17 protein-coding genes are annotated in these 14,498 nt (G+C 36.6%); 7 read left to right on the top strand and 10 right to left on the bottom strand.

Annotated features, from left to right (window positions below; genetic code table 11):
- Positions 1-2: 2 nt before the first annotated feature.
- On the top strand, positions 3-794 hold the full coding sequence (locus AB669_RS20670) for an inositol monophosphatase family protein (protein ID WP_047801275.1): 792 nt from the start codon (positions 3-5) through the stop codon (positions 792-794).
- A gap of 122 nt (positions 795-916) precedes the next feature.
- Here the strand turns inward: AB669_RS20670 and AB669_RS20665 are convergent, their stop codons facing one another.
- From AB669_RS20665 to AB669_RS22440, 6 genes are all read right to left on the bottom strand, one after another.
- Positions 917-1,468, bottom strand: a complete 552-nt coding sequence (locus AB669_RS20665) for a NifU family protein (protein WP_047801274.1) — start codon at positions 1,466-1,468, stop codon at positions 917-919.
- Between the two features lie 87 nt (positions 1,469-1,555).
- Entirely contained in the window at positions 1,556-2,902 is a 1,347-nt protein-coding gene (gene purB / locus AB669_RS20660; RefSeq protein ID WP_047801273.1) for an adenylosuccinate lyase, read from the bottom strand.
- A 123-nt stretch (positions 2,903-3,025) separates the two neighbouring features.
- Positions 3,026-3,226 carry a hypothetical protein gene (locus tag AB669_RS20655; protein WP_047801272.1) on the bottom strand — a complete coding sequence of 67 codons (201 nt, stop codon included), beginning with the start codon at positions 3,224-3,226 and terminating at the stop codon, positions 3,026-3,028.
- 259 nt (positions 3,227-3,485) lie between these two features.
- Positions 3,486-3,704 carry a hypothetical protein gene (locus AB669_RS20650; RefSeq protein ID WP_047801271.1) on the bottom strand — a complete coding sequence of 73 codons (219 nt, stop codon included), beginning with the start codon at positions 3,702-3,704 and terminating at the stop codon, positions 3,486-3,488.
- Between the two features lie 146 nt (positions 3,705-3,850).
- Positions 3,851-4,072, bottom strand: coding sequence for a hypothetical protein (locus AB669_RS20645; protein WP_047801270.1), 222 nt, complete (start codon positions 4,070-4,072; stop codon positions 3,851-3,853).
- 144 nt (positions 4,073-4,216) lie between these two features.
- Positions 4,217-4,564: a hypothetical protein gene (locus tag AB669_RS22440; protein WP_231582726.1), complete on the bottom strand. Its 348-nt coding sequence runs from the start codon at positions 4,562-4,564 to the stop codon at positions 4,217-4,219.
- Between the two features lie 81 nt (positions 4,565-4,645).
- Here AB669_RS22440 and AB669_RS20635 point away from each other — a divergent pair, with 81 nt between their 5' ends.
- The 4 genes from AB669_RS20635 (at position 4,646) to AB669_RS20620 (ending at position 7,510) form a co-directional block, all read left to right on the top strand.
- Positions 4,646-5,212 carry an RNA polymerase sigma factor gene (locus AB669_RS20635; RefSeq protein WP_047801269.1) on the top strand — a complete coding sequence of 189 codons (567 nt, stop codon included), beginning with the start codon at positions 4,646-4,648 and terminating at the stop codon, positions 5,210-5,212.
- An 8-nt stretch (positions 5,213-5,220) separates the two neighbouring features.
- Positions 5,221-6,318, top strand: a complete 1,098-nt coding sequence (locus AB669_RS20630) for a serine protease (RefSeq protein ID WP_047801268.1) — start codon at positions 5,221-5,223, stop codon at positions 6,316-6,318.
- Positions 6,319-6,478: 160 nt separating this feature from the next.
- Positions 6,479-7,114: a peroxiredoxin gene (locus tag AB669_RS20625; RefSeq protein ID WP_047801267.1), complete on the top strand. Its 636-nt coding sequence runs from the start codon at positions 6,479-6,481 to the stop codon at positions 7,112-7,114.
- Positions 7,115-7,312: 198 nt separating this feature from the next.
- Positions 7,313-7,510 carry a cold-shock protein gene (locus AB669_RS20620; protein WP_047801266.1) on the top strand — a complete coding sequence of 66 codons (198 nt, stop codon included), beginning with the start codon at positions 7,313-7,315 and terminating at the stop codon, positions 7,508-7,510.
- A 60-nt stretch (positions 7,511-7,570) separates the two neighbouring features.
- On the opposite strand, the gene AB669_RS20615 is transcribed toward AB669_RS20620, so the two are convergent.
- From AB669_RS20615 to AB669_RS20600, 4 genes are read right to left on the bottom strand one after another with little or no spacing between them, the layout of a single operon-like run.
- A complete protein-coding gene (locus AB669_RS20615) occupies positions 7,571-8,755 on the bottom strand; it encodes a class I SAM-dependent methyltransferase (RefSeq protein ID WP_047801265.1) in 1,185 nt (394 codons plus the stop codon).
- A 2-nt stretch (positions 8,756-8,757) separates the two neighbouring features.
- Positions 8,758-10,029 carry an aspartate kinase gene (locus tag AB669_RS20610; protein WP_047801264.1) on the bottom strand — a complete coding sequence of 424 codons (1,272 nt, stop codon included), beginning with the start codon at positions 10,027-10,029 and terminating at the stop codon, positions 8,758-8,760.
- Between the two features lie 3 nt (positions 10,030-10,032).
- Positions 10,033-10,500 carry a GNAT family N-acetyltransferase gene (locus AB669_RS20605; protein WP_047801263.1) on the bottom strand — a complete coding sequence of 156 codons (468 nt, stop codon included), beginning with the start codon at positions 10,498-10,500 and terminating at the stop codon, positions 10,033-10,035.
- Positions 10,501-11,199 carry a YggS family pyridoxal phosphate-dependent enzyme gene (locus AB669_RS20600; RefSeq protein ID WP_047801262.1) on the bottom strand — a complete coding sequence of 233 codons (699 nt, stop codon included), beginning with the start codon at positions 11,197-11,199 and terminating at the stop codon, positions 10,501-10,503.
- 68 nt (positions 11,200-11,267) lie between these two features.
- Here AB669_RS20600 and AB669_RS20595 point away from each other — a divergent pair, with 68 nt between their 5' ends.
- Positions 11,268-11,822: a DUF4296 domain-containing protein gene (locus AB669_RS20595; RefSeq protein ID WP_047801261.1), complete on the top strand. Its 555-nt coding sequence runs from the start codon at positions 11,268-11,270 to the stop codon at positions 11,820-11,822.
- Position 11,823: 1 nt separating this feature from the next.
- Positions 11,824-14,202, top strand: coding sequence for an endonuclease MutS2 (locus tag AB669_RS20590; protein WP_047801260.1), 2,379 nt, complete (start codon positions 11,824-11,826; stop codon positions 14,200-14,202).
- Positions 14,203-14,498 lie beyond the last annotated feature (296 nt).

The following is a 14,498-nucleotide window of genomic DNA, read 5'->3' as shown; positions in this document are numbered from 1 at the left end:
CTATGAATTACGAATTACTATGCAATAAAGTGATCTCAATTGTACGACTCACAGGAAATTTTATCCGTAAAGAGTCGATGCAGTTTGACGTCAATAAAATTGAATACAAAGGTTTAAATGACATGGTTTCTTACGTTGATAAAACGGCAGAACAGAAATTGGTGCAGAACCTGGAAAAATTGATACCTGACGCAGGCTTTATCACTGAGGAGAAAACGGTGAACCGAGATGGTAAAACCTATACCTGGATTATCGATCCGCTGGACGGAACTACCAATTTTATACATGGGATTCCGGCTTATGGTATCAGTGTAGCACTTTATGAAGATGGTGTTCCGGTTATAGGAGTGGTTTGCGAGTTAAACCGAGGCGAAATGTTTTATGCATACAAAGGTGGGTCGGCCTATTTGAATAAAAAAGAAATCGGGGTTTCTGCTAATCCGGATATAAAATCAAGCCTGCTAGCCACAGGATTTCCCTATTACCAGTTCGATAAACAAGCTCAGTATTTAAAGTTGCTGGAAGAGATGATGCAAAAAAGTCATGGCGTTCGCCGGATCGGTGCAGCAGCTATTGATCTTGTCTACACAGCTTGTGGTCGTTTCGATGCATTCTTCGAATATAATCTCCAGCAGTGGGATTTTGCAGCAGGGTGCTTCATCGTGCAGCAGGCAGGTGGTGAGGTATTCGATTTTTCCGGAGGTAATGATTATTTTGTTAAAAGGGAGATATTGGCAACCAACGGTAAATTAACAGATGAAATGCTGGAAGCTATTAAAAGATATTTCAAATAGTTTTACAACCTGTCCCATCAGGAAGGAAATAGCTGGGGCAATAAAAAAAAATGTGTAAACAAAGAATGGCCAGCTAAATTAGCTGGCCATTCTGATATAGGTACTATGAAAAATGCGCTATATTAAAGTGCTTCAGAAACAACCTCTGTAACTTCTGGTACCATCCTCTGTAACAAATTCTGAATACCTGATTTTAAGGTAATTGTTGATGAGGGGCACCCACTGCATGAACCGCGTAATTCCACGGTAACAACGCCTTCGTCAAACGATTTGTAGGTAATCGCACCACCGTCTTGCTCTACAGCCGGACGAACATAATCATGGAGAATCTGCTGAATTTTAATTTCGGTTTCAGAACCTTCAAAAGCTGGTGCTTCATCAGTACTTACTTCTTTGATCTTTAATTCAGATTCTACTGCTCCTTTTACAAACTCCTTTAAAATCGCTTCGATATCAGCCCAGTCTGCATCATCTGTTTTGGTAATTGTTACAAAGTTGCTGGCGAAAAATACACCAGAAACAAAGTTGAACTTAAATAATTCTTTCGCGAAAGGAGATTGCTCAGCACTTTCCTTGGTTGCAAAATCCTCACTTCCGTTAATCAACAGCTTGTTGACCATGAATTTCATGGTAGCTGGATTAGGGGTTTGTTCTGTATATACGTTAATCGTCATGTCTTAATCAATTTGAATAAACAAAATTAAGAATTACTCATCAATAATCTTTTTTAAGGCTGTCTGTTTAGCGTCAATTTAATGCACTTAAAAAATACCCGTATAATTAAATGGGGTAATTGTTCTCAATTGTACTTTCACCTCTTCAGTTACAGTCAATCCTTCAATAAACGCAGCAATACTTGCAGCGTTGATTTTGGTGTTTGTTCTGGTGAGCTCTTTTAAAGCTTCATAAGGGTTTGGAAAGTTTTGTCTGCGTAACACCGTCTGAATGGCTTCAGCTACCACTGCCCAGTTATCTTCTAAATCAGCATGTAGAGTGGATTCATTCAGCAAAATTTTATTAAGGCCTCTTAAGGTAGCGTTAATTGCAATTAACGTGTGACCAAATGGAACACCAATATTTCTTAAAACTGTGGAGTCGGTTAAATCCCTTTGCAATCTTGAAATGGGAAGTTTAGCAGCAAAAAATTCGAATAATGCATTTGCAATACCTGCATTTCCCTCTGCATTTTCGAAGTCGATTGGGTTCACTTTATGTGGCATAGCTGATGAACCGATTTCTCCAGCTTTAATTTTTTGTTTAAAATAATTTTTTGAAATATAAGTCCAGATATCCCGGTCTAAATCAATGATAATGTTATTAATTCTCTTCAAAGCATCACATTGTGCCGCGAACTGATCGTAATGCTCAATTTGAGTAGTATGTTGCGCTCTTGTTAAGCCTAATGTTTCATTAACGAACTGGTTTGAAAAAGTGACCCAGTTTACTTCAGGATAAGCAATGTGGTGTGCATTAAAGTTTCCTGTTGCTCCACCAAATTTTGCACTGTTAGGGATTGATTTCAAAGTATCAAGCTGTATGCTCAGTCGATCAGCGAATACCAGAAATTCCTTCCCTAATTTAGTCGGTGAGGCCGGTTGCCCGTGAGTGTGGGCGAGCATAGGAATGTGGGCCCATTCTACAGCTAGCTCATTTATTTTTGTGATTAATGATTCAATAGCTGGATAGTAGGTTTCATTCAATGCCAATTTCACAGAATATGGGATTGCTGTATTGTTAATATCCTGCGAAGTTAATCCAAAATGAATGAATTCTTTGTATTCTTGTAGCGAAAGCGTGTCAAATTTTGATTTGATAAAATACTCAACTGCTTTAACGTCGTGATTAGTTACTTTTTCCGTTTCTTTAATTTCCAATGCATCAACTTCGGAGAAATTTTCATGAATTTGACGTAGATTGGGATAAAGGCTTTTATCGAAGTTTTCCAAGCCAGCTATATTGATTTCGCACAACGCAATAAAATACTCTATTTCTACAAAAATACGGTATTTAATTAAAGCTTCTTCCGAAAAATAGGCAGACAGATTTTCGGTTGTCCTTCTATAACGACCATCTATGGGTGAGATTGCTTGTAGCGATGTTAAATTCATTATGCGGTTTATAATTTTGCCGCAAATTTACTATAAAATGTCGGTTAATAATTCATCTCTATGGTATAAAAACAAAAAAGGCCCTGGTTATTACCCAAAGCCTTTCTGTAATTTCTAAAAAGATTACATTTTCGTAGCTGTATCAGTGGTCGTTGAGTCTTTCATCATTGTATCAACAGCTGTAGTGTCTTTTACAGTGGTATCAACAACGGTGCTGTCGGTTGTAGTAGAATCTGCGCCATCAGCTTTTTTGTCTGAACTGCAGGCAACTACTGATAAAGATAGAGAAAGGGCTAAAAAGCCTAATTTGAATGCATTTTTCATTTTGTCTTTTGTTTTTGTTGTGGTTCTGATTAATTAATGGCTAATTTATGTAAAAAAATAGATGATAGCGATTAATTATGGTAAAAGCATTTATATTTTCTGCTTTTTCATTTTTATTTGTGTGATCGTACCTGAATTTAATTAAAATTTCATTCTTTATTAATTGTTTCAATAATTTAAGCCTCATTTGAGGCAAATTTTTATCAATAAAAAAAGGCTTTAAGAAACTTAAAGCCTTTTTTATAAATTAAAGTTAAAACTAGTGTTTAACTTCAGTTTTTTCAGTAGTTACAGCAACTGTAGTATCTTTAACAGTAGAATCTTTTACTGTAGTGTCAGTAGCAGTTGTATCAGTTACAATAGCTGAAGAATCGGTTAAAGTTGTGTCAGCACCATCAGCTTTTTTTTCTGAGTTACAAGCTACAACTGATAAAGATAAAGCTAAAGCTAAAAAGCCTAATTTGAATGCATTTTTCATGTTGAAATTTCTTTAAGTAATTAATTAATTTATTGTTAATACGGGAAACCTTAAAAGGTAACCCTATAAAATGGAGAAAAAAGTAAAATAAATAAAAATGGCCTTGATAATTAAATCAAAGCCATTTTTTTATGGGTGAAGTCAGACTAGTGTTTAACTTCTTCTGTAGTAGTTGTAGTAGCTTTTACGGTAGTATCTTTAACTGTAGAATCTTTTACTGTAGTGTCAACAGCAGTAGTATCAGTAACGATAGTTGAAGAATCTGTTAATGTAGTATCAGCGCCATCAGCTTTTTTTTCTGAATTACAAGCAACAACTGATAAAGATAAAGCTAAAGCTAAAAAGCCTAATTTGAATGCATTTTTCATTTTGAAATTTCTTTTAAGTAATTAATTAATTTATTGTTAATACGTGAAAAGTGAAAAGGTAACCCGCTAAACTCAAAAAAAATGAACAAAATAAAAATGGCCTTGATAATTAAATCAAGGCCATTTTTTATGGGTAAAGTTGAACTAGTGTTTAACTTCTTCTGTAGTAGTTGTAGTAGCTTTTACAGTAGTATCTTTAACTGTAGAATCTTTTACTGTAGTATCAACAGCAGTAGTATCAGTAACGATAGTTGAAGAATCAGTTAAAGTAGTATCAGCACCTTCAGCTTTTTTCTCTGAGTTACAAGCAACAACTGATAAAGATAAAGCTAAAGCTAAAAAGCCTAATTTGAATGCATTTTTCATTTTCTTGAATTTTTTTAAGTAATTAATTTTCTTGTTAATGCCGCAAAGGTAAAAAGGTAACCCGATAATTTTACAAAAAGTTGAAATATTTTTTATTTGTGAAGTTGGGTTACCGAGTGCGTGCATAATGTATTAATCAAACATAGTAGCTATAAATATTTTTTTCTCTAATATTGGGTTACTATTTATCGAAAAATGTATTAACTAGTGAATAACAGTTTAAAGAGTTCAGTTCCAACAGATAGAGAAGTTATTTTAGGTATTCTAAATAACTCGGAAGACATACTTAATAAGTTATACAAGGCATATTATCCGATGGCTTTGCAGTTCATTCTCAATAATAACGGAGATGAAGACGATGCAAAAGATGTTTATCAGGAAACCATTATTGTTTTGTACAATAAAATTAAGGCCGGTGATTTTGAGTTGAGCAGCAAACTAAAAACGTATATCTATTCAGTTTGCAGGCGCACTTGGTTAAAGAAATTGAGTCAGAATAGTAAAAAGGCAGGCAGCATTACTGATTATGAGGAAGTGTTTGCTGTTGAAGAGGATGTTGAGCAACATGAGGAAAAGGATGCTGCATTTGTTAAAATGCAATCAGCTCTTGAACACCTTGGCGAACCTTGTAAGACTATTATTCAGGATTTTTATATACACAATATGTCGATGCAGGATATATGTGAAAAGTTTGGTTATACCAATACGGATAATGCCAAGACACAGAAGTATAAGTGTCTGCAACGTTTAAAGAAAATATTTTTTCAACCATAGAAAGTGAAATGAGAAACGATTTGGAGTTAGATGCAATTATTGAAGATTATCTGCTGGGTGGGTTGAGTGCTCAGGAAACAGCTGCTTTTGAAGCTCTGCGTGCGAATGATGCTGGCGTTGATCATAAAGTTGTTTCACATAAGTTCTTTCTGGAGTCTATGGAAGCTTTTGCTGCACAAACACGTTTAAAAGAGCAGTTGAATAATATCCATGCGGAGATCGATGTGGAAACTTTAGCTGAGGTTTTTAAACCCCATCCATCAAAAGTGGTACAGCTTTGGCGTAAACACAAGTCGGCGATCGCTGTTGCGGCTTCATTTCTTATACTTTCCCTGGTGTCTGTTTACTCCATACAGCATAATACGAGACAAAAAGAACAACTTATTTTATTAAGCACTCAGGTTAACAAAGCCATAAAAACCCAGAACAGCCTCATTCGCAAGATAAATAGTACGTCTGCCGCGGCGGGCAAACCAGCAGTACAGAATAGTGTTGGCGGAACAGGGTTTGCGGTGTCTACAAATGGATATATCTTAACCAATCTCCATGTGATTAACGGAGCTGATTCTCTTTATGTACAAAATAGTAAAGGCGAATCCTTTAAAGTGAAATCGGTATATACAGATCCGCAAAATGACATCGCGATATTGAAAATCAGTGACAAGAATTTCTCAAACTTATCATCTATTCCTTACACAATCAAGAAGAGTACAAGTAGTATTGGCGAAATGGTATATACTTTAGGCTATCCCAAAGATGATGCAGTTTTGGGTGAAGGTTATGTGAGTTCGAAAAATGGCTTTGTGGGTGATACTACTCAATACCAGGTGGCAATTTCGGTTAATCCGGGCAATAGCGGAGGGCCTGTTTTGGATGATAGCGGAAATTTGATTGGTATCATCAGCAGTAAACCAGATCAAACTGAGGGGGCAGCTTTTGCAGTTAAATCAAAGTATATCCTCGAAGCGATGAGGGCAATTCCCCAGGACTCACTTGGTAAAAACAAACTATCAGCAAATAAACGCAGTACGCTTTCTGGTTTAAAGCGTACTAAACAGATCGAAAAAATACAGGATTATGTATTTATGATTAAGGCTTATAATTAATTTCCCAAATAAATTAATATTCTTGAAAACCTTGTAGAACTATATCTGCAGGGTTTTTTTTATAGAATTATAATTTCATTGTATTAAATGGATATAATGCCTATGTATTTACTATAGTTATGTTTAGATTTGTTTTAATCAAATTTAAAAATATAATATTATGAGTATCAGATTAGGCGATATTGCACCAGATTTCCGGGCAACTACTTCAATAGGTGAAATTGATTTTTACGAATACCTTGGTGATAGCTGGGGTGTTTTGTTCTCCCATCCTGCAGATTATACACCGGTTTGTACCACCGAACTTGGACGTACAGCAGCATTGAAGGATGAATTTGCGAAAAGAAATGTAAAAGTTCTTGCACTTAGTGTTGATTCTGCGGAATCGCATAAAGGGTGGATTAGCGATATTAACGAAACACAAAATACTTCGGTTGAATTTCCCATTATAGCTGATCCCGATCGTACAGTTGCAACTTTGTATGACATGATTCATCCGAATGCTTCAGAAACATTAACAGTGAGGTCTCTTTTTGTAATCAGTCCTGATAAGAAAGTGAAACTAATCATTACTTATCCTGCATCAACTGGTAGAAACTTTAATGAGGTATTGAGGGTTATTGATTCGCTTCAGCTAACGGCTAATTACAGCGTGGCTACACCAGCTGATTGGACAGATGGAGAGGATGTTATTGTAGTGAATAGCATCAAAACTGAAGACATTCCTGCAAAATTTCCAAAAGGTCATCAGGTTATTAAGCCATATTTGAGAACAACACCACAACCAAACAAATAATTATATTTGAATCGCAACTTTATTGTGTGATTGGCTTTACTTTGATGAAATAATTGATCTAATTATTATATTTGGTTAGTTTTGTTATGATTAACGCTTAATCTGGTTATTTATTTGCTGTAAATAATAAAAATGGTTAAATGAAATGCTGATGAAGGTGTTAAAAATTTATTTTGTTCATTTATTTTTTTATTTTTTATGGCAATAGGTAAAGTAAAGTGGTTTAATACTCAAAAAGGTTTTGGATTTATCGTTCAGGAAGATAATAAAGACTTATTTGTTCACTTTAAAGATGTTTTAGGCGGAATAGATAGTTTACAGGAAAACGATAATGTTGAGTTCGAAGTTGCTGAAGGCAGAAAAGGCTTACAGGCAGTAAACGTTAAGAAACTGTAGCTAGCTATTACGTATCTGCGTTAAAACCAAAGGCTTTCCATTATTGAAAGGCCTTTGTTTTTAGTAATACTGTTTAATGGATCCCACTAAAATAATATTATCTCCATTTGATATTTTTGTGAAAATCAAAAACTGTAGCGCAGACGGTTTTATCTTATATTTTTTAACCAATTCCTCTGCTTTGGCGGGATAGTTTCGCACGATAACATTTCCTTTCAGTGTTTTTCTTTTCTTGAGTTCTGTAGTTGTCAGCATCTCTTCAATCCTAAAGATACGCCCCGGAAAACTATCGTTTACGCTTTTCGAAACATATAGTTGCGTTTGAGGATGCAGTTTTTTCAGCTGATAGTGTTGGCCAATAAAATTAAATGCTCCGGACTTTAAAAGAGCTGCATCTGGCTCATATAAGTAATCTCCTGTTGTAAATTCATTTGTAAAGATTACCGTGGTGTTTTGATTTGACTTATTGATCATCAAACACTTTTCATGTTCATTTAAGGTTGTAGCAATGATTTCTACATCTCCGGTATAATCTTTGTCAATGATCCATAAAAGCTCTTTGCATTCGTTTTTAATGCTCACAATATGAATCTGACTAACATGCTGCAATTCTGCTAGTCCCGCAGAAAGATCTAGCAGAGGAGCTGTTTTGATAATAATCCGGGTAGTTTTATTGAGCAGCTCAATCAGGTTGCCCGCAATATCAGGAGTACAGTCTTTCAGCATAAATACCTTGCCCTTTTCTGCGCGCCTTGCAGGATCTACATAAATAGTATCAAAAACAGCTGAACCAGTTTTAACGTGCTCAATACCATCTTTATTTTTAAACTCAATATTCTGTGTATCAAGTACTCCGCCGTTGTACTTTGCGATCTCTGATAAGGAAGGGTCAATTTCACAATGTACAACCTGAGCTACTTTTTTTGAAAAATAATATGCATCTACTCCAAAACCACCTGTTAAATCGATAAGAGATGCACCCCTGGCTAATTTGGCTTTATATGCTGCTGTAATTTCAGACGAAGTTTGTTCTATGGATAGTGGAGAGGGGAAATATACTCCCTTGGTATTAAACCAGGTTGGTAACTTTTTTTCGGCTTTTTTTCTGGCCTGTATCTGGCCTGCCAATTGAGCAGCACTGATACACTCGAAAGGACTTTTAGCCAGGGCAATATCATTCGCATCTGCATTTTGATTTTTATGCAAGTACTCTTGAACAGCTTCAGCTAAAATTTTTGAATTCATCTCTATGTTAAATATCTGTTTTTCATTACCATCTGGCAGGTATGTCTGCTTTTCACTTCCAGCAGAATATCTTTATCAATAGTTACACGATCGATGGTTTGCTGGTTATAATAGCGAATGGTAACTAATTCCAACCCCTTATTATATTTTACGGTAAACTCGCCTGATAAGTCGTTAATCAGTTTTTCGATTTGCCCCGCATGGTCATCAACACTCACTGAGAAACTAATTGCAGAGTTTAGCATGGTATTGATTTTGATTTTATGCTTATGGAAAAGTTCGAATATGTTACTTAGATTTTCTTCGATGATAAACGAATAGTCTTTCGGAAAGATAGATACGAGCGCCTGGTTTACCTTGAAAATAAAGGAGGGTACCGGCAACGGGTTATTATCTTTTGTGATGGCTGTGCCTGAACCTTTCGGCTCGATAAAAGATCTTACAAATAATGGAATGCCCTTGTTTTGAAGAGGTTTAATTGTTTTAGGATGTATTACCGTTGCTCCGTAATAGGTGAGTTCGATGGCATCATGATAAGATAACTGGGCGATTTTCTCCGTTTCATCGAACCATTTTGGATCTGCATTCAGCACTCCTGGAACATCTTTCCATATCGTTAATGCAGCCGCATCCAGGCAAGACGCAAAAATCGCGGCTGAATAATCCGATCCCTCTCTACCCAGCGTTGTGGTGTAATTTTCACTTGTACCGCCAATGAAACCCTGTGTTACCACGATTTGGTCAGCTAACAGGGGCACCAGATCTTTTTGGATCGTCTGATTGGTTTTAGCCCAGTCTACTTTACCTTCTTTATATGTGTTGTCGGTTTGGATATAATTTCTCGCGTCTGCCCATAGCGTTTTGCTACCCGTTTCATTGAGCCAGGCAGCAATAATTTTTGTCGAAACAACTTCGCCAATGGATACGATCTGATCGTAGATATATTCAGCATTTTCATCTGCCTCATCTTCGATGAGCCATTCAATTTCAACGAAGGTGTTCGCTACGTCGTCGAAAACCGGGTTTGGCTTTCCTTTAAAAAGTTCTTCGATTATACTAAAGTGAAAAAGTTTAATTTCCTCAAATATGTTGTGTGTATCTTCACTTTGCGACAGAAATGCATCATTGAGATCTTCAAGCCGATTAGTGATTTTGCCCATTGCAGAAACTACAACAAGTAAATTTCCCTTTTTATAGTCTCTTATAATGTTAGCTACATTTCTTACGCCGTCTGCATTTTTAATTGATGCGCCCCCAAACTTAAATATGTCCATAAACTAAAAAGCTTTTACCTGTTCAGTAGAAAGTGATGCATTTAACCAACCACTTTCCAGGTTTGCATTGTATTTATTGTAAAAATTAATCGCAGGTTCATTCCAGTCCAACACCTGCCAAACCATCCCGTTGTAGTTGCCGTTTTTAGATTCTTCAATAACCGTGTCGAAAAGAACTTTGCCAATTCCTTTTCCACGCATATTTTCCGTAACAATAAAATCTTCAAGATATAACCTAGAGCCTTTCCATGTGGAATAACGCGTATAAAACAAGGCAAATCCAACTACTTGATTGTCTACTTCAGCAACGAATGCTTTCCATACCGGATTTGAGCCAAAACCAGCATCAATAAAATGATCAGGTTCAACAGTTACTTCAGCGGGAGCATTTTCGTATGCTGCCAGTTCATTAATGAGGTCCAGTATTCGGAGACAATCGTCTTTTACAGCAATTCTGATATTTAGCTTCATTTAATTTGCAGAGATATTTTTAAAATGTTTGATCACTCTTTTTCCAAAAATACTTGAGCCTATTCTTACCATTGTACTTCCTTCTTCTATTGCAATTTTATAATCCGCGCTCATACCGGTAGATATTTCAGAGAAGGTTTCGCTGTCTTTAAAAAAGCTGTCCTTAAGTCCATCAAAGAATACTTTTAACTCGTTAAACTCAATTGTTATCTGTTTCTCGTTTGTAGTATTGGTTGCAATAGCCATTAAACCAACAATGCGAATATTTTTCAGCTCCTGATACGCTTCCGATCGCAATAATTCAATAACTTCATCATAACCCAATCCAAATTTAGTATCCTCATCTGCAATGTATACTTGCAAAAGGCAATCAATAATACGCTTGTTTTTTAAAGCTTGCTTGTTGATTTCCTGCAGTAATTTCAGGCTGTCAACCCCATGGATCAGGTTAACAAAGGGAGCAATATATTTCACTTTATTTGATTGCAAATGGCCAATCATGTGCCACTCAACATCATTAGGGAGTTGTGATTGCTTATCAACCATTTCCTGTACATGGTTTTCCCCAAATGCCCGTTGTCCCGCATCGTAAGCTTCCTTTATCAGCTCGGTAGCTTGCGTTTTGGATACTGCAATAAGCTTTACACCATCAGATTCTACCTCACTTTTATATTTTTTAAGATTATCAGCTATGCTCATTTATAACTATTTTTGGTAAAATTAATAACCTTGCCGCAATTTGGGCAATAAATAACGATTAATTAATAATGAAGAAACTAATATGGGTATTAATGATTGGTATATTCTGGCTCGGATGCAAACCCGGAGTACCCGCTAATGTTATCCAGCCAGATAAAATGGAGAAGATTTTGTTTGATATACACGTAGTTGATGGTTATCTTTCTACCATTTATATACAAGATTCTGCAAAAAAGGTAGCGTCGGGTTACTATAACGGAATATATAAAAAGTTCTCTACCGATTCAACTGAATATCACACTAGTTTAATCTGGTACAACAATCATCCTGCAGAACTGGAACAGATGTATAAAAGAATCCAGTCTGGCTTATCTAAACAAAAAAAAGCTATGGAAATAGCTGACAGGATGATTAGAAAGAAACAGTTTAGAAGTGACTCTACTAAAATCGCCAAGAAATTTAAGGCTGATTCATTGGAGATCAGAAAAAAGATGAAACCTGATTCTTTATCAAAAGTAAAAGCCCTGGGACAGATTGCCAGGAAAAAGAAACAGGCAGATTCGTTAATCAATTTAAAAAAGGCGGCCGAACCTCTGTTGGTTCCGGCGCAAGCAGTACAATAATATGTTATATCCCGATAATTGCTTAGAACGTTTAGGATTTGTTGAAATCAGGCAACTGATCAGTAAACATTGTTTGAGCCCTATGGGCCAGGTAATGGTGCAAAAGATGCAGGTAATGAACCGTTTTGATCAGATTGATAAATTTTTACGGCAAACAAACGAGTTTAAAAGTATCCTGCAAAACCAGGAGCCTTTGCAAATCAATACTTTTTTTGATATTAAATCACTTGTAGATAAGATTAGGGTGGAAGGAACGTACCTTCTGGAAGATGAATGGTTTCAGGTTTACACTTCATTACAAACGGTATTCTCTGTTCTACGGTTTTTCGAAGAGCGTGCTGAAGTTTATCCCACCCTCGAAGCACTTTTCGAGCATTTACCCATTGAAAAAAGCATCTTAAGGAAAATTGAGACCGTTATCGATCCGAAAGGAAAAATAAAACCTAATGCTTCAAAAGAACTGCAGGAGATTACTGCTGCAATTTCAAGGACTGAGCAGGATGTACGCAAGCGAATGGATTCCATTTATAAGCAAGCAATTGCCAACAATTGGGTAGCCGATGGTAGTTTGACTATTCGCGATGGCAGGATGTGTATCCCGGTTCTGGCAGAAAATAAACGTAAATTAAAGGGCTTTGTACATGATGAATCTGCAACGGGCCAAACAGTTTATATTGAACCGGAAGAGGTATTTACACTCAATAACAAGCTCCGCGATCTGGAGTTTGATAAACGTAGAGAAATTATCAAAATACTTATCTCACTAACTGATGACCTGCGTCCCTATTCTCCGCTTTTGCTTTCCTATCATGGCTTTTTAACTAAGCTTGATTTCGTACGGGCAAAGGCTTTATTTGCTTTGGATATTGAAGCTGAGATGCCGGGATTGCTAAAAGAGCCGAAAACAAAACTAATTAATGCAAGACATCCACTTTTGTCCATTTCTTTTGCCAGCGAAAAGAAAACGGTAACGCCGCTAAATATTCATATTGACGCAGAAACCCGTGTTGTGTTGGTTTCCGGTCCTAATGCCGGCGGTAAATCTGTTTGTATGAAAACGGTAGGGCTCCTTCAAATTATGTTACAAACCGGGCTGCTTATTCCGGTTGACGCTAATAGCGAAGTTGGAATTTTTGAGAATATCTTTGCCGATATTGGAGATGATCAGTCCATTGAAAGTGATTTAAGTACCTACAGTGCCCACCTGAAAAAAATGAGGTATTTCGTAGAGCATGCTTCGCCAAAAACAATGGTTTTGATTGATGAATTCGGAACAGGTACCGATCCCCAGTTTGGAGGGCCTATGGCCGAAGCGGTATTAGAGGTACTGAACAATAAAAAGGTACGTGGTGTAATTACTACCCACTATTCTAACCTGAAGCTTTTTGCAGGAAATACTCCGGGCCTTGAAAATGCTTCTATGCTTTTTGATAACGCACGCATGAAACCGCTGTATATATTGGAAATGGGTAAGCCGGGAAGCTCTTATGCTTTTGAAATTGCTCAGAATATAGGGCTGCCTAAAGAAGTTATTGCATTGGCAAAAGAGAAAACTGGCTCTAATCAGAACAGGGTGGATACAATGCTGGTTGATCTGGAACGGGAAAAGAAAAATGTTTATGATGCAAAAGTAAGTTTGGCCAATCAGCAAAATAAGGCCAGGAACCTGGTTGCCGAAAATGAAAAACTCAAAGCATTTTTAGATGAAAATCGCAAGGTATTAATTAAGGAAGCCAAGCAGGAAGCGCAGACTATTATTAAAAATGCCAATAAACTCGTTGAAAACACAATAGCAGAAATTAAAGAAAAGCAGGCTGATAAATTGGTTACTAAAGAGTTGCGTCAAAATCTTCAGCGTGAGCTGATCAATAATGCTGTTCCGAAAGAACAAGCCAAACCAGTTCAGGTTATTGTTGGTGGAGAGGTTGTAGTGGGCGATTGGGTAAAATTTACCGATAGTGAAACCACGGCCCAGGTATTGGAAATTAACCGTAACGAACTGATACTGGCTATTGGCGATCTACGTTCAACGGTTAAAAAGAACCGTGTTCAAAGAATTAGTAACAAAGAAGCGAAAAAGGTGATTCAAAGTAGTGGTGGCTCTTTCGCTGGCCGTATGAACGATGCTGTTTCTGGTTTTCGGGCCGAGCTTGACCTACGTGGAAAACGTACTGAGGATGCCTTATTTGAAGTGGAAAAATATCTCGATAAAGCGATAATGCTTGGTTTTCCATCAATTAAAATTATTCACGGTAAAGGTGATGGGATTTTGAGGAAAATGATTAGAGAGTATTTGAGAAAATACAGTCAGGTTAACAGGATGGAGGATGAACACGCAGACAGGGGCGGAGATGGAATTACCTATGTTTATCTTAATTAACAAAAATAATACTTAAACAGAAGTGGCTAGCCCGATTATTAGTTAGCTACTTCTGAAAATATCAACGGTTACTTTTTGTTACCGGGGCATTTCTTACAGCGTTTACCTTTCTTAAATTTCTCGCAGCATTTTTTATGCTCTGCGCTACAACTTAAAATGAACCCCATTCCTTTTTGAAATTCAGGATCGCTTGGGATAATAAATGTTTTGTCGTCTCTCTCGTAAATCATTGCATTACAAAGGTAATAGATGTTATGGTTATTTCCAATTAAAACTGAATCTAAACAAATTCGGAG

Source organism: Pedobacter sp. BMA (assembly GCF_001027745.1).
In the GTDB taxonomy this organism is placed as follows: domain Bacteria; phylum Bacteroidota; class Bacteroidia; order Sphingobacteriales; family Sphingobacteriaceae; genus Pedobacter.
This window is presented reverse-complemented; position numbering and strand designations above follow the sequence as displayed.